Annotated in this window: 29 protein-coding genes and 1 riboswitch; of the genes, 17 read left to right on the top strand and 12 right to left on the bottom strand. The window is 65.3% G+C overall.

The window, feature by feature from the left end; genetic code table 11:
* Positions 1-235: 235 nt before the first annotated feature.
* Positions 236-2,758 carry a beta strand repeat-containing protein gene (locus WC585_RS02740; RefSeq protein WP_373255980.1) on the top strand — a complete coding sequence of 841 codons (2,523 nt, stop codon included), beginning with the start codon at positions 236-238 and terminating at the stop codon, positions 2,756-2,758.
* Positions 2,759-2,873: 115 nt separating this feature from the next.
* On the top strand, positions 2,874-3,209 hold the full coding sequence (locus WC585_RS02735; protein WP_373255979.1) for an Mpo1-like protein: 336 nt from the start codon (positions 2,874-2,876) through the stop codon (positions 3,207-3,209).
* On the opposite strand, the gene WC585_RS02730 is transcribed toward WC585_RS02735, so the two are convergent.
* Positions 3,206-3,817: a 3D domain-containing protein gene (locus tag WC585_RS02730; protein ID WP_373255978.1), complete on the bottom strand. Its 612-nt coding sequence runs from the start codon at positions 3,815-3,817 to the stop codon at positions 3,206-3,208. The two genes, WC585_RS02735 and WC585_RS02730, sit on opposite strands and share 4 nt — an antisense overlap.
* 423 nt (positions 3,818-4,240) lie before the next feature.
* On the opposite strand from WC585_RS02730, the gene WC585_RS02725 reads away from it, so the two are divergent.
* The 3 genes from WC585_RS02725 to WC585_RS02715 all read left to right on the top strand — a co-directional run bounded on the left by WC585_RS02725 (position 4,241) and on the right by WC585_RS02715 (position 6,843).
* On the top strand, positions 4,241-5,269 hold the full coding sequence (locus WC585_RS02725; protein ID WP_373255977.1) for a S1/P1 Nuclease: 1,029 nt from the start codon (positions 4,241-4,243) through the stop codon (positions 5,267-5,269).
* Entirely contained in the window at positions 5,270-6,052 is a 783-nt protein-coding gene (locus WC585_RS02720; protein WP_373255976.1) for an RNA methyltransferase, read from the top strand.
* A 34-nt stretch (positions 6,053-6,086) separates the two neighbouring features.
* A riboswitch (yybP-ykoY riboswitch) is annotated at positions 6,087-6,266 on the top strand.
* A 7-nt stretch (positions 6,267-6,273) separates the two neighbouring features.
* Entirely contained in the window at positions 6,274-6,843 is a 570-nt protein-coding gene (locus WC585_RS02715; RefSeq protein ID WP_373255975.1) for a manganese efflux pump MntP family protein, read from the top strand.
* Positions 6,844-7,123: 280 nt separating this feature from the next.
* Here WC585_RS02715 and WC585_RS02710 read toward each other — a convergent pair whose 3' ends face one another.
* A complete protein-coding gene (locus tag WC585_RS02710) occupies positions 7,124-7,852 on the bottom strand; it encodes an NAD-dependent deacylase (RefSeq protein WP_373255974.1) in 729 nt (242 codons plus the stop codon).
* Between the two features lie 60 nt (positions 7,853-7,912).
* Here WC585_RS02710 and WC585_RS02705 point away from each other — a divergent pair, with 60 nt between their 5' ends.
* The 10 genes from WC585_RS02705 to WC585_RS02660 all read left to right on the top strand — a co-directional run bounded on the left by WC585_RS02705 (position 7,913) and on the right by WC585_RS02660 (position 16,513).
* A complete protein-coding gene (locus WC585_RS02705) occupies positions 7,913-8,389 on the top strand; it encodes a hypothetical protein (protein ID WP_373255973.1) in 477 nt (158 codons plus the stop codon).
* Positions 8,386-9,492: an S-(hydroxymethyl)glutathione dehydrogenase/class III alcohol dehydrogenase gene (locus WC585_RS02700; RefSeq protein WP_373255972.1), complete on the top strand. Its 1,107-nt coding sequence runs from the start codon at positions 8,386-8,388 to the stop codon at positions 9,490-9,492. Before WC585_RS02705 ends, WC585_RS02700 begins: the two co-directional genes overlap by 4 nt.
* A gap of 61 nt (positions 9,493-9,553) precedes the next feature.
* Positions 9,554-9,934 (top strand): VOC family protein, encoded by a 381-nt coding sequence (locus tag WC585_RS02695; RefSeq protein WP_373255971.1) that lies wholly within the window; start codon positions 9,554-9,556, stop codon positions 9,932-9,934.
* A 9-nt stretch (positions 9,935-9,943) separates the two neighbouring features.
* Positions 9,944-10,792 carry an S-formylglutathione hydrolase gene (fghA, locus tag WC585_RS02690; RefSeq protein WP_373255970.1) on the top strand — a complete coding sequence of 283 codons (849 nt, stop codon included), beginning with the start codon at positions 9,944-9,946 and terminating at the stop codon, positions 10,790-10,792.
* A gap of 12 nt (positions 10,793-10,804) precedes the next feature.
* Positions 10,805-11,035, top strand: a complete 231-nt coding sequence (locus WC585_RS02685) for a hypothetical protein (protein ID WP_373255969.1) — start codon at positions 10,805-10,807, stop codon at positions 11,033-11,035.
* Positions 11,036-11,124: 89 nt separating this feature from the next.
* Positions 11,125-11,739, top strand: a complete 615-nt coding sequence (locus tag WC585_RS02680) for a superoxide dismutase (RefSeq protein WP_373255968.1) — start codon at positions 11,125-11,127, stop codon at positions 11,737-11,739.
* A gap of 58 nt (positions 11,740-11,797) precedes the next feature.
* Complete coding sequence (locus WC585_RS02675; RefSeq protein WP_373255967.1) at positions 11,798-12,742, top strand: MBL fold metallo-hydrolase; 945 nt, start codon at positions 11,798-11,800, stop codon at positions 12,740-12,742.
* A 101-nt stretch (positions 12,743-12,843) separates the two neighbouring features.
* Positions 12,844-15,210, top strand: a complete 2,367-nt coding sequence (locus tag WC585_RS02670; protein ID WP_373255966.1) for an EAL domain-containing protein — start codon at positions 12,844-12,846, stop codon at positions 15,208-15,210.
* Positions 15,211-15,360: 150 nt separating this feature from the next.
* Positions 15,361-15,978 carry a 30S ribosomal protein S4 gene (gene rpsD, locus WC585_RS02665; protein ID WP_373255965.1) on the top strand — a complete coding sequence of 206 codons (618 nt, stop codon included), beginning with the start codon at positions 15,361-15,363 and terminating at the stop codon, positions 15,976-15,978.
* A gap of 148 nt (positions 15,979-16,126) precedes the next feature.
* A complete protein-coding gene (locus WC585_RS02660; RefSeq protein WP_373255964.1) occupies positions 16,127-16,513 on the top strand; it encodes a hypothetical protein in 387 nt (128 codons plus the stop codon).
* 372 nt (positions 16,514-16,885) lie between these two features.
* Here the strand turns inward: WC585_RS02660 and WC585_RS02655 are convergent, their stop codons facing one another.
* On the bottom strand, positions 16,886-17,569 hold the full coding sequence (locus WC585_RS02655) for a hypothetical protein (protein WP_373255963.1): 684 nt from the start codon (positions 17,567-17,569) through the stop codon (positions 16,886-16,888).
* 259 nt (positions 17,570-17,828) lie between these two features.
* On the opposite strand from WC585_RS02655, the gene WC585_RS02650 reads away from it, so the two are divergent.
* Together WC585_RS02650 and WC585_RS02645 are read left to right on the top strand one after the other, a co-directional pair.
* Entirely contained in the window at positions 17,829-17,960 is a 132-nt protein-coding gene (locus WC585_RS02650) for a hypothetical protein (RefSeq protein WP_373255961.1), read from the top strand.
* Positions 17,957-18,337, top strand: coding sequence for a hypothetical protein (locus WC585_RS02645; protein WP_373255960.1), 381 nt, complete (start codon positions 17,957-17,959; stop codon positions 18,335-18,337). The genes WC585_RS02650 and WC585_RS02645 overlap by 4 nt, the downstream gene beginning before the upstream one ends.
* On the opposite strand, the gene WC585_RS02640 is transcribed toward WC585_RS02645, so the two are convergent.
* The 9 genes from WC585_RS02640 to map form a co-directional block, all read right to left on the bottom strand.
* The gene (locus WC585_RS02640; protein ID WP_373255959.1) at positions 18,338-18,766 is read right to left on the bottom strand and encodes an acyl-CoA thioesterase; all 429 of its coding nucleotides are present in this window, start codon (positions 18,764-18,766) and stop codon (positions 18,338-18,340) included. It lies immediately after the preceding gene.
* Complete coding sequence (grxD, locus tag WC585_RS02635) at positions 18,766-19,131, bottom strand: Grx4 family monothiol glutaredoxin (protein ID WP_373255958.1); 366 nt, start codon at positions 19,129-19,131, stop codon at positions 18,766-18,768. Before grxD ends, WC585_RS02640 begins: the two co-directional genes overlap by 1 nt.
* A gap of 91 nt (positions 19,132-19,222) precedes the next feature.
* Positions 19,223-20,158, bottom strand: a complete 936-nt coding sequence (locus WC585_RS02630; protein ID WP_373255957.1) for an oxidoreductase — start codon at positions 20,156-20,158, stop codon at positions 19,223-19,225.
* Between the two features lie 3 nt (positions 20,159-20,161).
* Positions 20,162-20,401 (bottom strand): BolA family protein, encoded by a 240-nt coding sequence (locus WC585_RS02625; RefSeq protein ID WP_373255956.1) that lies wholly within the window; start codon positions 20,399-20,401, stop codon positions 20,162-20,164.
* A 48-nt stretch (positions 20,402-20,449) separates the two neighbouring features.
* The gene (locus tag WC585_RS02620) at positions 20,450-20,977 is read right to left on the bottom strand and encodes a GNAT family N-acetyltransferase (protein WP_373255955.1); all 528 of its coding nucleotides are present in this window, start codon (positions 20,975-20,977) and stop codon (positions 20,450-20,452) included.
* The gene (locus tag WC585_RS02615) at positions 20,974-21,975 is read right to left on the bottom strand and encodes a N(4)-(beta-N-acetylglucosaminyl)-L-asparaginase (protein WP_373255954.1); all 1,002 of its coding nucleotides are present in this window, start codon (positions 21,973-21,975) and stop codon (positions 20,974-20,976) included. The genes WC585_RS02620 and WC585_RS02615 overlap by 4 nt, the downstream gene beginning before the upstream one ends.
* 149 nt (positions 21,976-22,124) lie before the next feature.
* A complete protein-coding gene (gene radC / locus WC585_RS02610; RefSeq protein WP_373255953.1) occupies positions 22,125-22,862 on the bottom strand; it encodes a DNA repair protein RadC in 738 nt (245 codons plus the stop codon).
* Positions 22,863-22,923: 61 nt separating this feature from the next.
* The gene (locus WC585_RS02605; protein WP_373255952.1) at positions 22,924-23,514 is read right to left on the bottom strand and encodes a hypothetical protein; all 591 of its coding nucleotides are present in this window, start codon (positions 23,512-23,514) and stop codon (positions 22,924-22,926) included.
* A gap of 79 nt (positions 23,515-23,593) precedes the next feature.
* Positions 23,594-24,418: a type I methionyl aminopeptidase gene (gene map / locus WC585_RS02600; protein ID WP_373255951.1), complete on the bottom strand. Its 825-nt coding sequence runs from the start codon at positions 24,416-24,418 to the stop codon at positions 23,594-23,596.
* Between the last annotated feature and the right edge of the window lie 21 nt (positions 24,419-24,439).

The following is a 24,439-nucleotide window of genomic DNA, read 5'->3' as shown; positions in this document are numbered from 1 at the left end:
ACCTCACGTTTCCGTTACCGGAATGATGAATTGCATCCACCATCTCGAACGATTCGTAGATGCGGTTGCAAGCAACCGAATAGCAAGCATTGCCATTGTACATAACAAGCTATGCCATAGTCTTAAAGATTTATTGTGCCAATCTGAAACTATTGTCACCGAGACTCCGTTACCTGCCCCAATGACCAATTCAGGTCAAAAATCGGCGCGCTTTGTGCCGTTTAGGGAGTGGGACATGCCTACATTCAACGGAACTTCTGGCAACGATTTCTTGCTGGATACCGCAGGTGACGACATCCTGAACGGCCTTGGCGGCCTGGACGTCGTCAGCGTCAATACGGGTCGCGACGTAGTCGACGGCGGCGAGGATTTTGACCGGCTGCTGGTCAACTACGGATCGGCGACGACGGGCATCGTCAACTTTGCCGACAATGGTTTCGACAATGCGGCCGGCAACAGCACCAACAGCGTGCGCTTCACCAACGTCGAATCCCTGGTGGTGACCACGGGCTCGGGCGACGACAGCATCCGCACCTTCTTCCGTCCCGACAGCAACAGCGACACCATCGTGTCCGGTAACGACTTCATCAGCCTGGGGGCCGGCAACGACCGCGGCGTCGGTGGTGGCGGAGACGACACGCTCTACGGCGGAGACGGCGATGACGTCCTGGACGGCGATGGTTCGATCTTCGGCAAGTTCGGGGCTTCGCGCACCGTTGGCGACCGCTCCTTCACCGGTAACGACACCCTGTTCGGCGAGGGCGGAGACGATCTGCTGCAAGGCGGTGCGGGAGACGACATCCTGGACGGCGGGATCGGCAACGACACGCTTCTCGGTGACGGTGTTGTGCTGAGCTATACCGACCGGTCCAACAACGGTGGCGGCGGTACGCTGAATCAGGTCGATCGCTTTGGCGGCAATGATTCAGGCAAAGACACCCTGCGCGGCGGCGACGGTGACGACATCCTGGAAGGCCGTCTGGGCAATGACATCATTTTCGGCGACGCAGGCAACGACCTGGCCCGCTTCAACATCTCGCGCGACGGCAGCGACCTGACCGACATGGGCACAGGCGACGATATCGTCGAGATCGACGTCAACGCCAACTCCGATCGCTCAAGCGCCATTCGCGTGACCTTCACCAGCGCCGAGGTCGGCAACGGCAACGCCAACGACGGCGGTACCATGACCAACCAGGACGGCGGACTGGCTGTGCGCATGCAGTCTGAGGACTACAATGACGGCCTGTTCGGCGAAGTCAGCCGGTTCGATGATGAAGGTGTGACCTTCGTGGCTCAGGGCTCTGCCCTGTTCGACGTACGTGATCTGGTCTCCGGAGCGCAGCGCGGCAATCTGTTCAGCACGGTTACATTGGGCACGAACGTGGCCGACACCTATGCCGGGACGGACAATGCCGACTACGTCAATGCTGGCGCCGGTGACGATGTGGTCACGACCGGTGCGGGCAACGATTTCCTGGTCGGCGGCGGCGGCAACGACAGCCTTGACGGCGGGATCGGCAACGACACCTTCATCGGCGGTGGCGGTGACGACATCATGATCGGTGGTGACGGCATCGATACTGTCAACTACGGCCCGGCGACCGCAGGGGCCACGGTGCGCCTATTCGGCGGCACCAGCTCGGACGGGCAGGGCGGCACGGACACCCTGACGGGCATTGAGAACGCCGTCGGCGGTTCGTTCAATGACGTCCTGATTGGCAGCACGGCAGACAACGACCTGACAGGCGGCGCGGGCAATGACGTTCTGGTCGGCCTGGACGGTAACGACACCTTGCGGGGCGGTGCCGGATCCAACGAGATTTACGGTGGTCTGGGCAATGATGCCTATATCGTCGAAAACGAAGGCGACACCATTGTGGAACTCGCAGGCGAAGGTACGGATACGGTGCTGACGGCGCTGGGCACCTACAACGCCCTGGCCACCAACGTCGAGAACCTGACCTTCACCTCGGCCATCGACCACGTGGGCTTCGGCAATGCGGGTGACAATGTCATCACCGGCTCCACTGGGCGCGATGTCCTGCTGGGTCTGGACGGCAACGACACTCTGATTGGCGGTACGGGCGTGGCCAATGAGCTGTACGGCGGTGCGGGTGACGACACCTATATCCTGACGGCGGTGGGCGACACCATCGTCGAGGCGGCAGGCGGCGGTATCGATACTGTGCGCACCACCGACAACAACACGACCCTGGCCGCCAATGTCGAGAACCTGATCTACGCCGGTCAGGGCGGAGCCTTCCTGAGCGGCAACGCCGAGGCCAACACCATCACCGGCGGTTCGGGGGCTGACACCCTGACGGGCGGGATGGGCAACGACATCCTGAACGGTGGTGCTGGAACCGACGTCGCCGTTCTGTCGGGCGTGCGGGCGGATTACACGATCGTGGCAACCGCCAATGGCTATCAGGTGACCGACAATACGGCCAACCGTGACGGTATCGATCAGCTGTCAGGCGTCGAAAATGTTCGGTTCTCCGACGGCACCACGGTCGCTCTGGCCGATATTGTGGCGGCGGCTCCTTTCGCTACGGATGACTTTGTTATGAAGTCTGAAATCAGCGGTCCGTCCGTCATGCCTCTGGCGCTGGACGACGATCTGTTCGGCCGCGAAAACGGCATGGCGGGTCTGTTCCCTGATCAGGACAGTGTCCAGTATGATCCCATGCTGGCTCAGTGGTCGGACATCGCAGCTGTAGCGCCGCACGAGAGTCGCGACGCCTGGGGCCTATAAGCCTCCCACTTACAAATCCCTGGCGTAAGGCAGAGGGCCGGTGTTTCGCACCGGCCCTCTTGTCTGTCAGATTGCGCACTTGCCGTGCCGGATCAGCGGGGGCAGGATTTCGGTCATGAGCACGCCGCACATTCACACGCCCGCTTCCGGTGAACGTTTCGCCTCGTTCAGCCAGTTCTACCCGTATTACATCCACGAGCATTCCAACCGGACGTGCCGGCGGATCCATGTGGTGGGGTCGGCGCTGGTGGTCGGGGTGGCGGTCCTGGCGCTGGTGACGCTGAATGCCTGGTGGCTGCTGGCCATGCCGGTGATCGGCTATGGCTTTGCCTGGGTCGGGCATTTCTTCTTCGAGAAGAACCGGCCCGCCACGTTCAAATACCCGCTGTGGAGTCTGATGGGCGACTGGCGGATGTTCTTCGAAACGATCAGCGGGCGCCGAAAGTTCTAGTTGGACGCCCCGACGGAGCCCGAGGCCGAAGCCATCAGGGTCGACTGGCTGGGGGTCGCGTCCCACGACGGCGGGCAACCGTCAAAGCGGCCGGCGTCGGCGATGGTCAGGGTGCGGATGTTCAGGTGCATCGCCTGGCGCATCGAGCCACGACCGTGGCCGGTATAGAGATCGACCTTCTGGCCCTTGATGCCGCCGCCGATGTCGGACGCGTACCAGTAGCCGTCATGGATGGTGCCGTCGGCCATGCGCAGACCCACGGTCTCGCGGATGAACAGGCGGGTGCGGCGGGGAATGTAGCGGGGGTCCACGGCCACGGTCCGCATGGCGATCGGGCGGCAACCGAGCGAATCGTTGCCCGTCGCTCCACCACCCCCGGCGTGATAAAGGCGCGCCGAGGCGCTCCAGCGGGCATCGCCCTGCATGTGGGCCAGTTGGTCGGCGGTCAGGGCAGCCTCGGCATCGCCGCTGTCGGAACCTTCGGTCGTGGAGGCGGTTGTTACGACAGCGCGGTCGGCAGCGACCGCAGCTTCGTAGGACACCGGTTCTCCGGAAACGGGGAAGGCCATCGCCCATAAAAGGGCGAACGCAGCGGCTGTGCCGAGCATGGTGATACTCATTGAATCACCGGTCCCGACGCGTCCGGCCCGGCGCTTGTCGTTTCTAATTGTGGCAAAAACCGGACATCGGGGCTAGCTGCGACCTCTCGCCCGATTCAGCCGTGGAAAACCACAGGTTCGTAGTGATCAGCGTGGGGTGCCGCTGACTATGTGGGTCGCACCGATAAGCAGTATTCGCAGTCTATGTGTATTTTGCTGTACGGATATGCTCGACGAAGATGCGGCGTTGTTCTGCATTCGCGTGCGTGATTTTTGTATTGGCAACGCACCACTACCGATGTCGCCAATTGACTGTCCGCCCCGCCTGGAGCTGTGGATAACTCTGACCTGTGTGAGCGGGAACCGAGGCGTGGTTCGACCTGCAACGAAAATGGTCTAAGGGCAGGGATTATCGATCCCGGGAGCCTGACCATGAAGCGTTTCGTCGTTGCCGCCGCTGCGGCCTGTGCCCTGGCCGTTGCGGCTGCGCCTGTCGTGGTTTCGGCGTGGGGCAACACCGGACACCGGCTGATCGGCGTGGCGGCGGTGCGCGCGCTGCCTGACGATCTTCCCGCCTTCCTGCGCACGGCGGCCGCCGCGACCGAGGTCGGTGAACTGGCGCGCGAACCCGACCGCTGGAAAGGCGCAGGTCAGCCGCACGACCGCGAGCGCGACACGGCCCACTTCGTCGACATGCTGGATGACGGCCGCATCATGGTCGCGGGCGGTCCGTCCATAGACGCCCTGCCGGAGCTGAAGCACCAGTACGATGCCGCCCTCATCGCCGCAGGCAGCTCGGTGAACGAGGCCGGCTATCTGCCCTATGCCATCATTTACGGCTATCAGCAGCTGGTGCGCGACTTCGCCTATTGGCGCGTGCTGAATGCCATCGAGGCGCGCGAGACCGATCCGGGCAAACGGGCCTGGTATCGTGAGGACCGCATCCGGCGCGAGGCTCTGGTCCTGCGCGACATGGGCGTGCTGGGCCACTACATCGGCGACGGGTCGCAGCCGCACCATACGACCATCCACTACAATGGCTGGGACCGGAACACGCCCAATCCCGAGGGCTTCACCACCTCGCGCCAGACGCACGGCCTGTTCGAGGGGGCCTTCACGGCTCGCGTCGCGCGCCTTGATCTGGTCGAGGCGGGCATGGCCCAGCCGCGTGTCGACGGGTTCGACATGAAGGCACGGGTCCCGGCCTATCTGAAAACCACCCTGGCCGAGGTGACCCCCTTCTATCGGCTGGAGAAGGACGGCGGCTTCCGTGACGGCGACCCCCGCGGCGCGACCTTCACCGTGGCCCGTCTGTCGGCAGCAGCGGCGGAGCTGCGCGACTTCTACACCGCCGCCTGGCGAGCCTCTGCCGAGGTCTCCATCGGCTGGCCGGCGGTCAAGGTCGCAGAGGTCGAGGCCGGGACGGCCGATCCCTGGCTGGCCATGTACGGCGAGGACTGATTGTCCGAGCCTTCGATCCTGACGCCTCCGGTCGTCATCCTCGACAAGTCCCAGATGGCGGAGAACATCGGGGCGGTGGCCAGGGTGATGGCCAACTTCGGCCTGTCGGAGCTGCGGCTGGTCGCACCCCGTGATGGCTGGCCGCAGGAGCGGGCCTGGGCGACCGCCTCGGGCGCGGACTGGGTGCTGGAGGGCGTCGGGGTGTTCGAGACGGTGGCCGAGGCCATCGCCGATCTGCAGGTCGTCCACGCCGCCACCGCCCGCCCGCGCGAGACACGCCAGCCGGTGCGCACCCCGCGCGAGACGGCGCGCACCCTGTATGACGACCGGGCCTCGGGGCTGAACGTCGGCCTGCTGTTCGGGGGCGAACGGGCGGGGCTGGAGACCTCCGACATCGCCCTGTGCCAGGGCATCGTCACCATCCCCATCGACCCGCGCCATCAGAGCCTGAACCTGGCCCAGGCTGTGGCGATCAACGCCTATGAGTGGCGGGCGACCGTGCTGGACGCGCCCCCGCCCAACTTCCGCGAGGCCGAGCCGCCCGCCGACGGTGCCCTGACATTGGGCATGTACGAACATCTGGAGCGGGAGCTGGACGCCGCCGGCTTCTTTCATCCGCCCGAGAAGTTCCGCTCGATGAGCCAGAACCTGCGCGTCATGCTGGGCCGTGCTGCCTTTACGGCCCAGGAGGTGGCGACGTTCCGGGGCGTGATCACGGCGCTGTCGAAAGGGCGGGGCCGGGTGCTGGCGCGGCTGGCGGCGGAGAAGAAGGACGCTGGCTGAGCTGCCCTTGCGTCTCGCGGCGGGCTTCTGTAGTCACCGCGCCGTTGGGGAGTAGCCGCCGGCAAGGATCAGCCGGGATCGCGTCAACACACTCGTCGTTCCCATGCGACGTGGTGCGATCAGCGGATTTCATATCCGCCTGGCGAGACCAGCGTGCTTTGCGACCCCACCGGCGGGGCCGTGAACGCGCTGTCCCGTGTGTCCGGCGAGTGCTCGTTTCCATGACCCCCATCTCCATCGCCGTGCTGTCGCTCAGCATGTCGGCCGACGCCTTTGCCGCCTCCGTGGGGCGCGGGGCGGCGCATCGTCCCAACTTTTCCACCGCCGTCAGGAACGGTCTGGTGTTCGGCCTGATCGAGGCGATCACCCCCCTGATCGGCTGGGCCCTGGGGCTGGCGGCGGCAGGGTTCGTCGAGCGGGTCGATCACTGGATCGCCTTCGGTCTTCTGGCGGCGGTCGGCGGCAAGATGCTGTGGGAATCGTTCCAGCCGGTCGAGGCGGACGACGGGCGCAGGGCCGCGCGGCGCGGCGTGCTGGCCCTGATCGCCACGGCCATCGGCACCAGCATCGATGCGGCTGCCGTGGGCGTGGGTCTGGCCTTCATCGGGGCCAACATCTGGATCATAGCCGCCGCGATCGGCTTCACCACCTTCGTCATGACCACGATCGGCATGCTGATCGGACGGGCGGTTGGTCTGAAGTTCGGCAAGATCGCCGAGATGATCGGCGGCGTGGCCCTGATCGGTCTGGGGACGATGATCCTGCTGGAGCACACCGGGGTGATCCGCTGAGGTCCATTGTCTTCACCCACGCTCATGAAATTAGGTGACACCCACCCTGCGAAATTGGATGCGGGACTGTACGTCAGCCAAAGGCCTGAAGGCGGCCTTGCCCGTTGCATTATCGATGAGAAAGACCAGTGCGGGCCGGGCAAACACTGATCCGGAGCACAATTCTAACAAGGGGTGGCAGTGACCCGGTTCAAGGGCTTTACAGACGGAAATCGCCCTGTCGCGCGGGGGCCAGAGTCTCCACATTGACCCTGATCGGGCGGGACTATCATGGTCCGGATTACACGATCGCGTCTGAGTTCAACTGTGCGAGGAAGGGCGGCAGGGTCCGGGTCGCGGGACCATACAGACCCAGGTCGAAGCGGTGGCTGCCGCTGGTCGGGGCCAGGTCGAATTCCACAGTCTGCGCCCCCGCCGCCCGGGCGATCTCGACGAACCCGGCAGCGGACCAGACCGCGCCGGAGGTCCCGACGGACAGGAACAGGTCGCAGGCCTCCAGCGCCGCCTCGATCCGCTCCATCTGAAGCGGGATCTCCCCGAACCAGACAATGTGGGGGCGCAAGGTGCCGCGCGGGTGATGGGGCGAGGGCTGATCGGTCGCCAGAGCGCCGGGCCAGTCGGAGACGCTGCCCGACACGGTGCAGCGCGCCTTCAGCAGTTCGCCATGCATGTGGATCAGGTCGAAACCGGCAGCGGGTGGCGCTTCCACATGCGCCCGGTCGTGCAGGTCGTCGACATTCTGGGTGACCAGCAGGAATTCGCCCTGCCAACGCGCCGCAAGTTCGGCCAAAGCGATGTGCGCGGCATTGGGCACGACGGTAGCCAGCAGACGACGCCGCTGATTGTAGAAGTCCTGCACCTGTGCCGGATCGCGCGCAAAGGCCTCGGGCGTGGCCACATCCTCGATCCGATGCCCCATCCACAGCCCGTCCGACGCCCGAAACGTCGGCACGCCACTCTCGGCCGATATACCGGCCCCGGTCAGGATGACGAGGTTGCGGTGGGTCATGGGGTTCCATAGCATCTGCGGTCTGTCATACAGCAGCGGCAACGCAGAGAGGTTCTTCGCGTGAAAACCTACTCCACCTGCATCGTCATCGTTCTGTTGGCAATTTCGATGGCGGGATGTGAAGGCGAGCCATCTTCGGGTCTGAGCAACGCCGAACGAATTGCCCTATGGAGATCGGGGGCGGCAGATAATGCGCGGGTGGACGTCGAGTTGACGGTCGCCGTTCAAGGGACCGTTGCGGCGGTCAGCGCGACAAACCGCTCGGACAGGCCGCTTTGCACATCGGGAACTGTCTGGCCAGACAAGCAGATGGCAGGCGACGCGTTCCTGATTAGGGCGGGCGGCCGCTACCGGCTCTATGGCGGGCCGTTGGCCAGCATCATTGGCGATGATTCAATAGCTGTGGCCCCGGGTGAAACCTTGCGGGGCAGGGTGGACATCGCGCCGTATTATACTTTGCCTTCTGACGTCGGAATCGAGACAATCGAGTTTTCGGCTCGGTTCTATGACTGCGCACCCAAAGGAAACGCTAAATGAAAACCCGCGCCGCTGTCGCGTTCGAAGCCAAACGTCCGCTGGAGATCGTCGAGGTCGATCTGGAGGGGCCGCGTGCAGGCGAAGTGCTGATCGAGATCAAGGCGACGGGCATCTGTCACACCGACGCCTATACGCTGGACGGGCTGGACTCGGAGGGCATCTTCCCCAGCATCCTGGGTCACGAGGGCGCGGGCGTGGTGGTCGAGGTGGGGCCGGGCGTGACCTCGCTCGCCGTCGGCGATCACGTGATCCCGCTGTACACGCCGGAATGCCGTCAGTGTAAGTCGTGCCTGTCGCGCAAAACCAACCTCTGCACCTCGATCCGGGCCACGCAAGGGAAAGGGCTGATGCCGGACGGCACCAGCCGTTTCAGTTACAAGGGTCAGGCCATCGCCCACTACATGGGCTGTTCGACCTTCTCGAACTACACCGTCCTGCCCGAGATCGCAGTGGCCAAGATCCGCAAGGACGCGCCCTTCGATAAGGCCTGCTACATCGGCTGCGGCGTGACGACGGGCGTCGGCGCGGTGGTCAACACCGCCAAGGTCGAGCCGGGGGCCAATGCCGTGGTCTTCGGCCTGGGCGGCATCGGGCTGAACGTCATCCAGGGTCTGAAGATGGTCGGAGCCGACATGATCGTCGGCGTCGACATCAATGCCGACAAGGAAGAATGGGGTCGCCGCTTCGGCATGACCCATTTCGTCAATCCCAAGGAGGTGAGCGACGTCGTCGCCCATCTGGTCGAGATGACCGGCGGCGGGGCGGACTACACCTTCGACTGCACCGGCAACACCGTGGTCATGCGCCAGGCGCTGGAGGCGTGCCACCGCGGCTGGGGCGAAAGCATCGTCATCGGCGTGGCCGAGGCGGGCAAGGAGATCTCGACCCGCCCGTTCCAGCTGGTCACCGGCCGGGTCTGGAAGGGCTCGGCCTTCGGCGGCGCGCGCGGCCGCACCGACACGCCGCGCATCGTCGACTGGTACATGGACGGCAAGATCGAGATCGACCCGATGATTACCCACACCCTGCCGCTGGAGCGGATCAACGAGGCCTTTGACCTGATGCATGCGGGCGAGAGCATCCGTAGCGTTGTGGTGTTCTGAGGTCCGTTGCGTTTCGAAATGGACCTAGGTAGCGTCATCGAATAGCAGGGCGGAGCTCACAATGTTCACACACATCACCATCGGCGCGAACGACATCGAGGCGTCGCGCAAATTCTACGATGCGGCCCTCGGTGCGCTGGGCATTCCGGCGGGCACGGATGACGACCGGGGCCGGGTCTGGTGGCGCACGCCGCGCGGGGCCTTTGCCATCACCAGGCCGCTGGACGGCCAGCCCGCCTGCCATGCCAATGGCGGCACCATCGGATTTGGCGCACGCGACGCCGAGGCCGTGAAGGCGTTCCACGACGCCGGCGTGGCGGCCGGCGGCACATCGATCGAGGACCCGCCCGGCGAGCGCAACGGCCCGTTTGGAACCCTGGTGCTGGGCTATCTGCGTGACCCGTCGGGGAACAAGATCTGTGCCGTGCATCGGCGGGGGTGAATCCAGATCATGGATGTGACCAAGACCCACGCCGCTCACGGCGGCACCCTGCGTTATCTCAGGCATGACAGCGCGACGACCGGCACGCCCATGACCCTGTCGGTCTTCGTGCCTCCCGGGGAGGGCCCTTTTCCGGTGCTGATATGGCTGTCGGGACTGACGTGCACCGAAGACAATTTCACCACCAAGGGCGAGGCTTACCGGGCCGCGGCCGAGCATGGGATCATCGTCGTGGCCCCCGACACCTCGCCGCGTGGCCCCGATCTGAACGGCGAGGGCGTGGCGGACGATGCGGCCTATGACCTGGGGCAGGGGGCGGGCTTCTATGTCGATGCGACTGAAGGACCCTGGGCCCCGCATTTCCGGATGGAGACCTATGTCACCTCCGAGCTGATCGCCCTGATCGACGATCAGTTTCCGACGACGAAGACGCGGTCGATCAGCGGCCATTCGATGGGCGGACACGGGGCGCTGACGCTGGCGCTGCGGCATCCAGACCTGTTCCGTTCGGTCTCGGCCTTTGCCCCGATCGGGTCGCCGACGCGCTGTCCCTGGGGCGAGAAGGCCTTCACCGCCTATCTGGGCGACGACCGGGACGAATGGGCGCGGCATGACGCGGCTCTGCTGATCGAAGCGGGCGCGGCGCGGGGCCACTACGACGACATCCTGATCGATCAGGGGGACGCCGATCAGTTCCTGACCGACCAGCTCAAGCCGGAGTTGCTGCAGGCCGCGGCCGAGGCGGCAGGTCAGCCAGTCACCCTTCGCATGCAGCCCGGATACGACCATTCCTATTTCTTCATGGCCAGTTTCATGGCGGATCATGTGGCGTTTCATGCCAAACGTCTGCGCGACTGAAGGACGACAGCCATGACCGACACTGCCCCCAACTACGACGACCTGTTCGCCGCCCTGTGCCGCGAGGTCGGCTTCTGCCTGCATCCCAAGGGCGAGGCCAAGGTGAGGGCGGCTCTCGCCAATGGGCTGGATGCGGCGACGCGGGCCGTGTTCGAAGCGGACGGAGCCGACTTCACCGCCGCCAACGGCGATCAGCGCCGAGCGGTCAGGGACTGTCTGAAGGCGAACCTGCCCACACCCTGACGCAACGAAATCTCCGTTTCGGACTTGGGTTCAGCGAGCGGGCACCTAGATACCGTACCTCACACCCGCAAAGCTCAGGAGCTTCCCCGATGGCCTTCACCCTCGCCCCCCTGCCTTATGCCTATGACGCGCTGGAGCCGGCCATCGACAAGGAGACGATGACCTTCCACCACGACAAGCACCATCAGGCCTATGTCGACAATCTGAACAAGTTCGTGGACGCCACGCCCGCCGCCCAGGGGAAGAGCCTGGAAGAGCTGCTGGCCGTTATCTCCACCCTGCCCAAGCCGATCCGCAACAACGGCGGCGGTCACTGGAACCACGCCCTGTTCTGGGAGCTGCTGGCCCCCGTCGGCGAAACGGGTGAGCCCTCGGCCGAACTGGCCGCCGCCATCGACCGCGACCTGGGCGGGATGGACAAGTTCAAGGAAGACTTCAACGCCGCCGGTGCCGGCCAGTTCGGGTCGGGCTGGGCCTGGCTGATTGTGCAGGACGGCAAGCTGAAGGTTACCTCCACGCCGAACCAGGACAATCCCCTGATGGACGACGTGGCCGAGAAGGGCGCTGTCGTCCTGGCCGCCGACGTGTGGGAACACGCCTATTATCTGAAATACCAGAACCGCCGCCCCGACTATCTCAAGGCCTTCTGGACCGTGGTGAACTGGAACAAGGCCAACGAACTGTTCGCCGCCGCCACCGCCTGACGCTGACGACGCCCGCCGGATCCATCCGGCGGGCGTTTCTCTTTTCGAACCGGAGTCGATGATGCGCCTGACCCTGACCGCCGTTTCCGCCCTGGCCCTGACCTTGGCGGCATGCTCCCCGCCCGCCGCCGAAAAGGCCGCCGAAACGCCGGGGGCGGCTCCCGCCGCCAGCACCCAGGCCGCGAACGAGGCCTTCGCCTTCAAGATCGGGGCGCTGGACGCCTATGCCCTACAGGACGGCAGCCTGTCGGTGCCGAACAATGGCGAGGTGCTGGCGATCGGCGAGGCCAAGGCGGATGTGGATGCGCTGCTGACCGCCAACGGCCTGCCGACCGATACGCTGGGCCTCAGCATCCAGCCGCTGCTGGTCAAGATGGGCGACAAGGTCGTGCTGTTCGACACGGGCGCGGGCGGCCAGATGGGGACCGAGGGCGAGCTGCTGACGTCGCTCACTGCGGCGGGCGTGCAGCCGGGTCAGGTCACCGATATCCTGATCTCGCACGCGCATGGCGACCACGTTGGCGGTCTGGTCAATGGCGAGGGTCAGCTGGTGTTTCCGAACGCCACCATCCGCATGACGACTGATGAGTGGGACGCCCTGAAAGCCGATCCGACCATGGCCGCTCTGGTCACGGCCCTGACGCCCAAGGTGCAGACCTTTGCCGCCGGTGCCGAGGTCCTGCCCGGGGTGACGGCGGTCGACATCCAGGGCCATACACCCGGCCACACCGGCTATCAGATCGCCTCGGGCAACGAGGGCCTGCTCTACATCGGCGACACCATGCATCACTCCGTGATCTCGGTGCAGCGCCCGGACTGGACTATCCAGTTCGACGGGCGGGCCGATGTCGCCGAGGCCAGCCGCCGTGCCTTGCTGGAGCGCGCGGCTAGCGAAAACCAGCGCCTGTACGCCGTCCACTTCCCCTATCCGGGCCTGGGCCGGATCGAGCGGCGGGCCGACGACTTCGTATGGGTGGCCGAGCCGGGGCCTGCCGCCCGATAGGTCCGGGTGATGGCAAGGAACGGTTAAGCCTGATCGTTAGGCCTGCGCTCAAGGTTCCGCATTAGGAGCTGCTGCAGTTTCAGTTCGTTGCGGCAGTTCGTATGCGTGTGTTTTCGTGCCTGGTGGAGGATCACAACCTCTACCTGACGGCCCTTGCGGCCGTGATCTGCGTATTGGGGGCCGTCATCATGGCCCGACTATACCGCAAGGTGAGGGCCAGCCGCCGGCGGATGCGCTGGTCCTGGCTGTTCCTGGGGGCTGTGGCTGGCGGAGCCACCATCTGGTGCACCCATTTCGTGGCCATGATGGCCTATCGACCCGGCGTCGAGATCACCTATGCGCCCTTCCTGACAGGAATATCGTTGCTGGTCGCGATCGTCGGCTGCGGACTGGCCATGGCCATGGGGTCGCAGCGGCACCGTCTGTCGCCCGAAGCGGGCGGCGTGACCTTTGGTCTGACGGTGGCGGCCATGCACTATGTCGGCATGGCGGCCTTCACCGCCGATGCCCTGGTGATCTGGTCGCCGGTCTATGTGGCCGCATCCCTGATCGCGGCGGTGGTGTTCGGCGCTCTGGCCTTTGCCCAGGTCCGGAACACGGTGTCGGGGCTGAAGACCTATATCGCCCCCGGCTTGCTGGTTCTGGCGATCGTGTCGTTGCACTTCACCGGCATGGGGGCCATGACCATCCTGCCCCTGGCCCCGGTCGAAGGCGCAGTCACGGGTGATGTTGCCTCCGCCCTTCTGGCCGTGGGCGTGGCCGTGGTCGGCTTCCTGATCCTGGGTGTCGCGATCGCCAGCCATGCGCTGGAGGACCAGACCAGCCGGGATTCCAACAGCCGCCTCTATCAGCTGATCGAGGGCAGCGTGGACGGCATGTTGGTCGAGAGCGAAGGCGTCATCCTGATCGGCAATGCGGCCTTTGCGGGCCTGTGCGGCGTCCCGGTCGACGATCTGGTGGGACAGCCGCTGGAACGCTGGCTGGACGAGGAAGCGCGGTCCGCAGACGGCATGCTGGTTCAGGGAGCCCTTACGGCCAGCGACGGCGAGGCGATCCCGGTCGAGGTCGCCGTGCGCGCAGCGCGGCGGGACGACGGGGCCGGCCACTATCGCATCTTTGCGGTCCGCGACCTGCGGGCCCGGCTGGCGCAGGAGCGTCGCATCGTCCATCTGGCCCGCAACGACAGCCTGACCGGACTGCCCAACCGCGTGTCGTTCCTGGAGGAGATGGAGCGCCGGGTCGCCCAGTCGGGTGGCCAGCAGTTTGCCCTGTTCGCCATCGACCTGAACCGGTTCAAGGAGGTCAACGACGTCTATGGCCACGGGGTCGGCGACCGGCTGCTGATCCATGTCGCCGATCGGATGATGACGACCCGCACTGAAGGCGACTTCGTTGCGCGGCTGGGCGGTGACGAATTCATGGCCCTGACCCCTGTCACGAGCCGGCTGCACGCCATGGAGGCGGCCGAGCGTCTGCGCAGCGCCATCATGGAGCCGATGCAGGCGGACCATGCCGATGTGCAGTGCGGTGCCGCCATCGGCATCGCCCTGTGGCCCGACGATGCGCGTGAGGCGTCCGTCCTGATCAACAATGCCGATCTGGCCATGTATCGGGCCAAGGCCGCCTTGGCGACCGACGTCTGCTTCTACGAAGAGGCGATGGACGAGGCTGTGCGCGATCGTCGACGCCTGACGCAGGGATTGCGCGAGGCCCTGGATAACGACCGGTTCGAGCTGCACTATCAGGTCCAGGCCTCGCTCTCGACCGGCAAGGCGACCGGGTTCGAGGCCTTGTTGCGCTGGAAGCAGCCTGACGGCTCCTACATTCCGCCGGATCAATTCATTCCCTTGGCTGAAGAGACCGGCCTGATCCTGCCGATCGGTGAGTGGGTTCTGCGGGCCGCCTGTGTGGAGGCCGCCAGCTGGGCGGTGCCGCACCGGATCGCGGTCAATCTGTCGCCGGTCCAGCTGTCGCACATCGACCTGCCCCGACTGGTGCACCAGATCCTGATCGAGACGGGGCTGAAGCCCGAGCGGCTGGAACTGGAGATCACCGAGACGGCCATGATCGCCGAAATGGAACGCACGACCCATATCCTGCGCCAGCTCAAGCTGCTGGGCGTTTCTGTGGCCATGGATGATTTCGGTACCGGCTATTCGTCCCTGTCCACGTTGCGGGCGTTTCCGTTCGACAAGATCAAGCTGGACCGGTCCTTCATGTCAGAACTGGAGGGAAGCCAGCAGTCCAAGGCCATCATCCGCGCCGTCCTGGCCCTGGGCGAGAGTCTGGACATCCCTGTCCTTGCCGAGGGTGTCGAAACCCGGACCCAGCTGGAATTCCTGCGGGCCCAGGGGTGCGACGAGGTCCAGGGCTATCTGTTGGGCCGCCCGTCGCGCGATGGCCAAAACAACACCGATGCGCAGGCCGACCTGACAGTAGACGCTGCGGAGGCGTCCCAGGCGGCTTGACTCCGGAAGGCGCGACGTCGATAAGCGCCGCCTTCACGTCGTCGGGGCAACCCTTCGATGCGATGACACTACGGACGATGCGTGGACCGCCGTTGAGATCGTCTCTCCATCTGGGGAGGGACCGGGCCGCATCATATAAGAGAGTGACACATGTCCAAGCGCCACAGCGCCAAGTACAAACTCGATCGGGTCATGGGTGAAAACCTGTGGGGCCGCGCGAAATCTCCCGTCAACAAGCGGTCCTATGGCCCCGGCCAGCACGGCCAGCGCCGCAAGTCGAAAGTTTCGGACTTCGGCCTGCAGCTGAAGGCCAAGCAGAAGCTGAAGGGCTACTACGGCAACATCACCGAAAAGCAGTTCTTCGCCACCTATGAAGAAGCCTCGCGCCGCAAGGGCAACAGCTCCGAAAACCTGATCGGCCTGCTGGAATCGCGCCTGGACGCCATCGTCTACCGCGCCAAATTCGTCCCGACCGTCTGGGCTGCCCGTCAGTTCGTCAGCCACGGCCACGTGACTGTCGACGGCAAGAAGGTCGACATCGGCTCGTACCGCGTCAAGCCGGGCCAGGTCATCGAGGTCAAGGAAAAGAGCCGCAACATGGCCCTGGTCCTGGAAGCGCAGCAGTCGTCGGAACGCGACATCCCCGACTACATCGAGCTGGGCGACCGCGGCTTCTCGGTCCGCTACGTGCGCGTGCCGGAGCTGGCCGACGTGCCGTTCCCGGTGAAGATGGAGCCGAACCTGATCGTGGAATACTACTCCTCGTAAGGCGGTTGATCGCTGGTTCAGCGAGACAAATTCTGGAAAGGGCCCCGGAGCGATCCGGGGCCCTTTCTATTTCACGGAACCGGGGTTCACCTGTGACGCGAACAGGCGCACTATGATAAAGTTCAGAGACGGTCTGGAGGGCCGGGGCATGAAATCGATCGCTAGTCTGGCCGGCGCGACCCTTCTGGCCATCAGCCTTTCGGCCTGTGCCCTGTCAAACCCTTTTGCGGATGCTGATGTGGTGGCGCACGGTCCGATGCCCGGTCAGATGGAGCCGGTCCACGCCGCCGTCATCGCCCATGACCAGGCTCTGTTCCGCGTCACCTCCAACGGCTGTACCGCCAAGGCCGATCTGACGCCCGTTGTGCGCCAGACGCGGGACGAAGCGGTCATCACCCTGCGCCGGATCAAGGAAGACCGCTGCCAGCGACCCGTCACCGACGGTCTGGAGATCACCTGGACTTTCGAGGAACTGGGCCTGGCACCCGGCGCGCGGGTTTCGGTCGAAAACCCCTACCAGCTGCCGCGAACCTGATACCGGTCAGACCCGGTCTTTACGCTGACCGCCGGCCGACAATGTCCTGATCAGCCCTCCGGTGCCTGCTGCCCGGTGTTGCTGTCCGATGCCGTGCACCGTGGATCGCCCGGGCATGTCGGAAGCGGCGGTGGCGGTGGCGGTGGCGGTGGCGGCGGGGGAGGCGGCGGCATGGGGATGTCGGGCGTCGGCGGTACCGGCGGATCCTGTGGCTGCTGACTGCAGGACGCCATCACCAGGGCAACGGTTCCAATGGCCCACGGCGTCAACAGGGTCAGTACGCGACCAGCAGACTTCAACATCGGATGTCTCCCCAACGGCGAAGCCAGACAAGAACGCCCTGATGGCGCGCGCGTCAATAACAATGTTCAGTCAAGAAGGGCCGGACTGGCAGGGGAGTATGGCCCAACCCTTGTTCTTCAACTGCCCCGCCAGCCAGGGTCGATAGGTCACCGCCCCTTTCGGTCGCAGGTCGACAATGCAGGTCGCGGTCTTTTCGCCGTCTGAGTGCAGACGATAGTGGAAGCGTATGACAAGGCGCTCGGCACGGTCCAGCGCCTGGCTTGCGCTGGTGAAGTTGCGGTAGGCGTCACAGTGGCCAGAAGGCGCGCAGTTGCTGCTGTTGAGGACAAAGCCGATATACTCGGACCGTGAGGAGCCGCCCGCCACGTCCAGCGTCCGGCGAGGCTCCTCGATGGCCAGGAAATTGCCGTTCAGGACGCAGCGTGATGTGACCGGACAGTTCGCAGCCTGACGCGCAGCCGTCTCGCTAAACACCGGCGTCACCAGGGTCTGGTACCGGAACACGGCATCGCGATCGCCCGGGGCATCGATCTGCATCGTGATGCGGGTGACGACGTCGCCATAATTTGCGCTGGCCGTGTTGACCAGCGCCGTATCCACACCGGCCGTCAGGACGGCATTCTCTATGGCTGTTAGTGAAGGATCATTGCTGGCGTCGCGGTAGAAGAAGATGTTTTCCGGCGGCACCGCTGTGACCACCGACCCACGCAGCACAAACCAGGCCGAAGTTGTCAGCGTGATCAGAGACAGCATGACTGCCACGGCCGCTACGGCGGCTTCTGACGTAACTTCGGGCCAGCGTATCCTGGCCGGCGCTCGCCGTCGTATCGGCTTTCTGACCATGGTCCCTCCACCAGGGCCGACTATGCTGCATATCCGTGATTTCCCAAAGTCATGGCTCCACCTTGCGGATTGTTCACGTGCCATTCGCCCGGGCAGGCGGCAGATTGAAGATCAAGCGTCACATCAGGTGACGTCATTGCTCTCTCGCCCTTTTCGAATGGAACACCTCATGCTGCGTCGTCTCGCCATAGCTGCCGTCCTGACGGCCTTTACCGCCCCACTGCTGGGTGGCTGCATCATTATCGCCACGGACAAGCCGACGACCCGGGTCGTGCATCAGTCTTCGGACGCGGCCCAGTGAAGCGCATATTCCTGGCCTCAGCCTTGATCGCGCCCCTGCTGTCGGGCTGCGTCATCTATGCCAATGACGAGGGCAAGACCGATGTGGTGCGCCTGTCCGATGCGGCGTCGACCTCGCTCGAAGCCGTGGGTGAGCCGCGCGTCGAGAACGGTCGTCTGACCGTGCGCGTGGGCTCGAACGGCTGCACCAGCCTGGACAGTTTCGAGGTCCAGCTGACCGAGGCAGCGGACGGCTATACCGACGTGGTCTTGAACCGCCGGGCACCGGATATGTGCAAGGCCCTGGTGGCCGAGGGCGTCGAACTGTCGTGGAGTTTTGCGACCCTGGACCTGGCCCCGGATGCACGCTTGCGCCTGATCAATCCGCAGACGCTTTAGTCAGCGCGCCTGAAAGGCCGGCAGCATGTCTGCCGGAATTCTGTGCGGCCGCATCGTCTGCGCATCGACGAGTACCCATTCGGAGACGCCCTGGGCACAGACCTGGCCCTCGGCATTCTCGATGCGGACATAGCGGTTGAAGCGCGGGCCCTGCGGATCACCGACCCAGGTGCGCGCGACGACGCCGGTTGCGTCGGGCATCAGCGGGCGCAGATAGTCGATCTCGTGCCGGACACCGACCCAGGACCATTTGGTGCGGGTCGCCTCGTCGAAGCGGGCGGTCCAGTGGGCCGTGCCTGCGTCCTGAAGCCAGCCGACATAGACGACATTGTTGACGTGGCCGTTCTCGTCGATGTGCTCGGGCCGGATGATCAGGGGCACGACGAAGATCTCGCGGTCCTCGCGCGGTTGCAGGACCGGGCGGGCCATCAGGCGTCGGCGTCCTCACCCATGGGCACGCCCTTTTCGGCCATCAGGGCCTGAAGCTCACCGGCATTGAACATCTCGCGCACGATATCGGAGCCGCCGACGAACTCGCCCTTCACATACAGCTGGGGGATGGTCGGCCAGTCGCTGAAGCTCTTGATGCCGTCGCGCAGACCCTCGTCCTGAAGCACGTCTACCCCGACGAAGGGCGCGCCGATATGGTCCAAGATCTGGACCGCCAGGGATGAGAAGCCACAGCGCGGCGCGTCCGGCGTGCCCTTCATGAACAGAACGACCGGATGGGTCTGCACCGCATCGGTAATGAAGGTATGGATGGGGTCGGCGGAAGTCACGGCTTGATCGGTCACTGAAGGGGGCCTTTCGTGAAGGCCGTCAGCTAGGGACCGGGCGGGCCAGGGTCAAGGGCGCGGGCTGTTTATGACGCGGTGTTGAAGGGGTTCAGGCTGCGACGGACTTGGCACCGGCCACACGCGCCATCTCGATCTGGGCGGCCAGGCCGGGCGGCAGGTCGCGGTCGGGGATGGCAGCCAGCTGGTTCAGACGATCGACATCCTCGGCATGGATCATGGCGCTGGAGATCGACGGATCGGTCAGCACATAGGCCAGGCAGATTTCCTCGGCCGTCCAGTTGGGCGTGCGATGCAGGAAGGCGAAGGTGCCTGCACCGCGCAGGGGGTCCGACTTGGCCCGACCGCCGGAGCCGCCGAAGCCGAACAGACCCCTTTTCTTGGGCTCCGCATGAACCATTTCGGCCTTTTGGGCCGTATCCAGGCTCTCCGGGAAATAGCCGATGGCGAAGACGGCCATGTCCTTTTCGCGGGCATCGCGCAGACGTGACCGGACCTGCCAGGGCGAGTTGACGTGGTAGGGCGTGACCAGCACGTCGAAGGCCCCGGTCGACACATAGGCGTCCATCACCTCGCCATCACCCGCCACGCCCAGCAAGCGCACGCGGTCGGTGGCGCGCAGGGCCTTCAGCGCATTCAGAGATGATTGGGGCAGTTCGTCATGCATCGGCTGATCCAGCAGAGCCTGGTCGAACCAGCCCAGCGACGATGCGTGCAGGGCGCGGTCCATGCAGGCCGTCATCCCCTCGGCGGAGAAGTCGCGGTCCGACCCCTTGCGACCGTCTCCGGCCCCCAGTGTCAGCGAAATCTGCAGCAGGCGGCGATCCACCTCCTTCAGACTGTCGCCCAGGATTTCGGCCAGCACGGGGTTGGCGTCGCGCAGGCGATAGCTGTTGATGCCTGCTTCCAGCGCAGCATAGATGATCGCGCGCGCCGCCTCGGGGCCCCGGGCGATGTCGCGCGAGCTGAGGCCCAGGGTCACGGCCGAGACCGCCTGTCCTTTGTGGCCGAAGGGACGGTAACGCATGGCTCAGGCCTCCGTCGGCGTCGAGGTTTCGAGCGCCAGCGCGTGCAGTTCGCCGCCCATCTTGCCCTTCAGCGCGGCATAGACCAGCTGATGCTGGCGCACGCGCGGCAGGCCGGCAAAGGCGGTCGAAACGATCCGCGCCCGATAGTGGTCGCCGTCGCCCGCCAGATCGTCGATTGTGATCTCGGCATCGGGAAAGGCCTCGACCAGGTGGCCTCGAAGCTCTTCGACAGGCATGGGCATGGGCGCGGCGATCTCCGACAATTCGGCTGTGACTATGCCGCGTAAACCTTAATGGCTGGCTACGGTGGTCCTGCGCTCCAGCAGCACGACCGGACTGCCTTTGTAGATAGCCTCGGCATAGGGAACGTAGCCTACACGCCGGGCCAGGGCGTGCGACGGGCCATTGGCGGGGTCGATCATGCAGACGGTGCGTGGGGTGTTCAGCGATCGGTCGCACCATCCCAGCGCCGCGCTCACGGCCTCGAACGCCAGCCCCTGTCCCTGAAACCTCGGTGCTACGCCCCAACCCAGTTCCGGCACGTCGAAGGCGGGCGTCATCAGGCGACGATGGTCCAGCACGCTGACATTGCCGATGTAGACGCCGTCGGCCGTTCGCCGCACCGACCAACTGCCATAGCCCCGAACCTGCCACTGCCCGATGTCGCGCAGCAGGCGGAACCAGACGTCCTCGGTATTCATGGCTTCGGGCAGGATGGCGGTGGCGAAGGCTGCGTCGCCCCACAGGGTGCACAGGTCATCGTAGTCATCCACGCTGACCGGCGTCAGGGTCAGCCTGGCTGAGGTCAGCACAGTCATGCGAACAGGGCACCGGCCCGCTCGATCCGGGTCGTGCCGTCGGCGGCCGTGACGGCATAGGTGAAGCCGGGTTGCAGGGCGAAGGCCCCGGCGCGGCCCTGCTTGTCCAGGGCCAGCAGGGCGACCTGCGATGCTGCGACCTTGGTGCCGCGCAGCCGGGCCAGACGTTCGATTACGCTGCGACAGGCGGCGGTGGGGTCCATGCCGTGGCGCATGGCCTCGACCACGGCATGGCTGCCGGCCACGCGGACCACATCCTCGCCGACACCGGTGGCGGTGGCCCCGCCGACCTCGTCATCGACATAGAGGCCCGCGCCGATCAGGGGGCTGTCGCCGACCCGGCCGCGCATCTTGAAGGCCATGCCCGAGGTGGTGCAGGCCCCGCCCATATGCCCGTCCGCCCCGATGGCGATCAGGCCGATGGTGTCATGGTTGCCCGGACCGCCCGGCATCGACCGCCAGTCGGTGTTCTCGCTGTTGATACGCGGCGCATATTCGGCGGTCTTCAGCCAGTCACGCCAGGCGGCCTCGGCCCGTGGAGTCAAAAGGTTCTGCGTCGGAAAGCCTTGGTCGACGGCGAACGTCCGCGCCCCTTCGCCCACCAGCATGGTGTGCGGCGTCTTTTCCATGACGGCGCGGGCGACCGAGACGGCATGGACCACATCCTCCAGGGCGCAGACCGCCCCGATGTCGCCGTTCCAGCCCATGATACAGGCATCCAGCGTCACCCGACCGTCGCGGTCCGGCAGGCCACCCAGGCCGACGGAGGAATTGCTCTCGTCTGCCTCGGCCACGCGCCCGCCCGCCTCGACCATGTCCAGCGCAGAGCCGCCCGCCTGCCGCCGCGCGACGCCCGCCGCATTGGCCGCCGCGCCAAAGTCCCAGGTGGAGATCATGACGGCGGGCGCGGACTGGGCGGAGGCGGTGGTGGCCAAGGCAGCGAGAGGTATTGCGGCGAGGGGCGTCGCGGCCAGAACAGATCGACGTGTGGTTTTCATTTCCATCCGCTCATCCCGGCGAAAGCCGGGACCCAGTTCTGTCCAGCGAAGCACTGTGCCTCGGGATATCGTTACCGGCTCATTCGCGCAGACGCATCACCCAAAGCACTGGGTCCCGGCTTTCGCCGGGATGAGCGGATTAGGGTGGGTCACATCAACCCCAACTGCTTGAAACTGGCCACGCCCTGACGCCCGACGATCAGGTGGTCGTGGACCTCGATGCTGAGCGAGCGGGCGGCTTCGATGACCTGGCGGGTCATGTCGATGTCGGGGCGGGATGGGGTGGGGTCGCCGGAGGGGTGGTTGTGGACGATGATCATGGCCTTGGCCGACAGCTCCAGCGCGCGGCGCACGACCTCACGCGGATAGACGGGGGCGTGGTCAACCGTGCCCCGGTTCTGGATTTCGTCCAGGATCAGCTGGTTGCGGTTGTCCAGATACAGCACCCGGAACTGCTCGCGCGGCTCGTGCTGCAGCGACAGCCGCACATAGGCCAGCAGCGCAGACCAGGACGAGATCACCGTGCGCTTGGCGGGCTCCTCCTTTGCGACGCGGCGCGAGACCTCGTGCAGGGCGGCCAGGTCCAGCGCCGTCTCGGCCCCGATGCCCTTGGTGCGGCCCTTTGTGTCCTCCGCCTTGACCGTCATCAGGTCCTCGACCGATGCGGCCAGCACCGCCGCCAGCGACCCAAACCGCGCCAGCAGGGCCTTGGCGATCGGCTTGACGTCCCCCTGCGGCTGGCTGCGGAACAGGAACAGCTCCAGCAGTTCATAGTCGGGCAGGTGATGGATTCCCGCCCCCCGCGCCCGCTCGCGCAGGCGTTCGCGATGGCCCGCATGGTGGGGCACAGCCGCTTTATGCGCAGCGATTTCTGGCTGTTCCGTCACGCGCCCCTCATGGCCTTTTACCGCTCAGAGCTTGACCCTAGCGCAATCAAGTCCGGCGAGGCTATTCCGGCGTTGCAGGACTTTCAGCTGCTGCCTCTTGCGCCTGACGCGCTTCTTCGGCGGCGCGGGTCGAGACGCCCAGAACCGTTCGGATGCTGTCGGGGATCAGGGCGTGGTCGAATGGCTCGTGCGTCGGCTGCTCTCCCCGTTTCACCATAGTCTGGGTGCCATAGATCTGTGGCTGGCCGATCTTCTGAAGGTAACGGTCCAGCGTCGCGGCCGCGAGCCAGGGCGACTCGGTCGAGCCTTCACCCAAGGCCGCCACAGCCAGGGTGTGGGCCATCAGATAGTCCTCGGCCGTATCGCCATGCTGATAGACCAGGGCGGCGGAATAGAAGTCCGTCGCGGTGCGCAATGCCCCTGCGTCCAGCAGGGCCTTCACCTGCTGGCGGCGCACGGTGTCCTCAGCGTAGATTCGCAGCGCCGCCTCTCGTCCGCCGGCCAGGATCGCGGCGACGTCCTGTCGTACGGCCTGATCCGCCGCATAGATCGCCGCCATGTCCGGATTGTCCGCGACCGGCTCCGGCTCCTGGGCCAGCGCGGGCCCAGCCAGCGTCAGTATCATCCCGACCGTCGCCAGAACCCGCTTCATCGACGCCACCCTGCAAACACTTCGCCGAAACGATGCAGGCGCGTCGCCGGGACGCCAAATGAAATCCCGGTAAGGTGGCTCAGAACTTCGGTCTGAACAGTCCCGCCGGGCTGGCGCTGAACAGTTCGGCGCCGTCGTCCGTCACGCCGATGGTGTGCTCGCACTGGGACGACAGGGACTTGTCGCGCGTCACGGCGGTCCAGCCGTCGGACAGCACCTTCACGTGCGGTTTGCCCAGATTCACCATCGGCTCGACGGTGAAGAACATGCCCTTCTTCAGCACCGCGCCCTCGCCACGACGGCCGTAGTGCAGGACGTTGGGGCTGTCGTGGAACAGCCGCCCGATGCCATGACCGCAGAAGTCGCGCACGACCGACATGCGATTGGCCTCGACCACCTGCTGGATCGCATAGCCGATGTCGCCGAACGTGTTGCCCGGCTTGATCATGGCCAGGCCGGCGTCGAGCGAATCGTAGGTCACGTCGATCAGCTTGCGTGCCCGGGCGTTGATCTCGCCGATCGGATACATGCGGCTGGAATCGCCGTGCCAGCCGTCGACGATGACGGTGTGGTCGATGTTGACGATGTCGCCGTCCTTCAGCACCCGGTCGCCGGGAATGCCGTGGCAGACCACGTGGTTGATCGAGGTGCAGACCGTCTTCTCATAGCCCTTGTAACCCAGGCAGGCGGGCAGGGCACCATGGTCCAGGGTGAAGGTGCGGATGCGGTCGTCGATCTCCTGCGTCGTCACGCCGGGCACGGCGAACTCGGTGATCATGTCCAGCGCCTGGGCGACCAGCTTGCCGGCCGCGCGCATGCCCTCCCAGGCCTCCTCGTCCTGATGGACGCGGATCTCGTGGGTGCGGACGAAGGCGTCCTCGTCCAGTTCGGGGGTCTCGTACATGCGTGCAGGCTTTCAGGCGGG

The organism is Brevundimonas sp., assembly GCF_041648055.1.
In the GTDB taxonomy this organism is placed as follows: domain Bacteria; phylum Pseudomonadota; class Alphaproteobacteria; order Caulobacterales; family Caulobacteraceae; genus Brevundimonas.
Note: the sequence above shows the minus strand (reverse complement) of the source record. Positions and strands in the feature narration are given on the sequence as shown.

Excerpts from the sequence above, each read along its gene's own strand:
- WC585_RS02740 (WP_373255980.1), top strand. The coding sequence starts at position 236 with ATGCCTACATTCAACGGAACTTCTGGCAACGATTTCTTGCTGGATACC.
- WC585_RS02735 (WP_373255979.1), top strand. The coding sequence starts at position 2,874 with ATGAGCACGCCGCACATTCACACGCCCGCTTCCGGTGAACGTTTCGCC.
- WC585_RS02730 (WP_373255978.1), bottom strand. The coding sequence starts at position 3,817 with ATGCTCGGCACAGCCGCTGCGTTCGCCCTTTTATGGGCGATGGCCTTC.
- WC585_RS02725 (WP_373255977.1), top strand. The coding sequence starts at position 4,241 with ATGAAGCGTTTCGTCGTTGCCGCCGCTGCGGCCTGTGCCCTGGCCGTT.
- WC585_RS02715 (WP_373255975.1), top strand. The coding sequence starts at position 6,274 with ATGACCCCCATCTCCATCGCCGTGCTGTCGCTCAGCATGTCGGCCGAC.
- WC585_RS02710 (WP_373255974.1), bottom strand. The coding sequence starts at position 7,852 with ATGACCCACCGCAACCTCGTCATCCTGACCGGGGCCGGTATATCGGCC.
- WC585_RS02700 (WP_373255972.1), top strand. The coding sequence starts at position 8,386 with ATGAAAACCCGCGCCGCTGTCGCGTTCGAAGCCAAACGTCCGCTGGAG.
- WC585_RS02695 (WP_373255971.1), top strand. The coding sequence starts at position 9,554 with ATGTTCACACACATCACCATCGGCGCGAACGACATCGAGGCGTCGCGC.
- fghA (WP_373255970.1), top strand. The coding sequence starts at position 9,944 with ATGGATGTGACCAAGACCCACGCCGCTCACGGCGGCACCCTGCGTTAT.
- WC585_RS02685 (WP_373255969.1), top strand. The coding sequence starts at position 10,805 with ATGACCGACACTGCCCCCAACTACGACGACCTGTTCGCCGCCCTGTGC.
- WC585_RS02680 (WP_373255968.1), top strand. The coding sequence starts at position 11,125 with ATGGCCTTCACCCTCGCCCCCCTGCCTTATGCCTATGACGCGCTGGAG.
- WC585_RS02675 (WP_373255967.1), top strand. The coding sequence starts at position 11,798 with ATGATGCGCCTGACCCTGACCGCCGTTTCCGCCCTGGCCCTGACCTTG.
- WC585_RS02670 (WP_373255966.1), top strand. The coding sequence starts at position 12,844 with ATGCGTGTGTTTTCGTGCCTGGTGGAGGATCACAACCTCTACCTGACG.
- rpsD (WP_373255965.1), top strand. The coding sequence starts at position 15,361 with ATGTCCAAGCGCCACAGCGCCAAGTACAAACTCGATCGGGTCATGGGT.
- WC585_RS02660 (WP_373255964.1), top strand. The coding sequence starts at position 16,127 with ATGAAATCGATCGCTAGTCTGGCCGGCGCGACCCTTCTGGCCATCAGC.
- WC585_RS02655 (WP_373255963.1), bottom strand. The coding sequence starts at position 17,569 with ATGCTGTCTCTGATCACGCTGACAACTTCGGCCTGGTTTGTGCTGCGT.
- WC585_RS02650 (WP_373255961.1), top strand. The coding sequence starts at position 17,829 with ATGCTGCGTCGTCTCGCCATAGCTGCCGTCCTGACGGCCTTTACCGCC.
- WC585_RS02640 (WP_373255959.1), bottom strand. The coding sequence starts at position 18,766 with ATGGCCCGCCCGGTCCTGCAACCGCGCGAGGACCGCGAGATCTTCGTC.
- WC585_RS02630 (WP_373255957.1), bottom strand. The coding sequence starts at position 20,158 with ATGCGTTACCGTCCCTTCGGCCACAAAGGACAGGCGGTCTCGGCCGTG.
- WC585_RS02625 (WP_373255956.1), bottom strand. The coding sequence starts at position 20,401 with ATGCCCATGCCTGTCGAAGAGCTTCGAGGCCACCTGGTCGAGGCCTTT.
- WC585_RS02620 (WP_373255955.1), bottom strand. The coding sequence starts at position 20,977 with ATGACTGTGCTGACCTCAGCCAGGCTGACCCTGACGCCGGTCAGCGTG.
- WC585_RS02615 (WP_373255954.1), bottom strand. The coding sequence starts at position 21,975 with ATGAAAACCACACGTCGATCTGTTCTGGCCGCGACGCCCCTCGCCGCA.
- WC585_RS02605 (WP_373255952.1), bottom strand. The coding sequence starts at position 23,514 with ATGAAGCGGGTTCTGGCGACGGTCGGGATGATACTGACGCTGGCTGGG.
- map (WP_373255951.1), bottom strand. The coding sequence starts at position 24,418 with ATGTACGAGACCCCCGAACTGGACGAGGACGCCTTCGTCCGCACCCAC.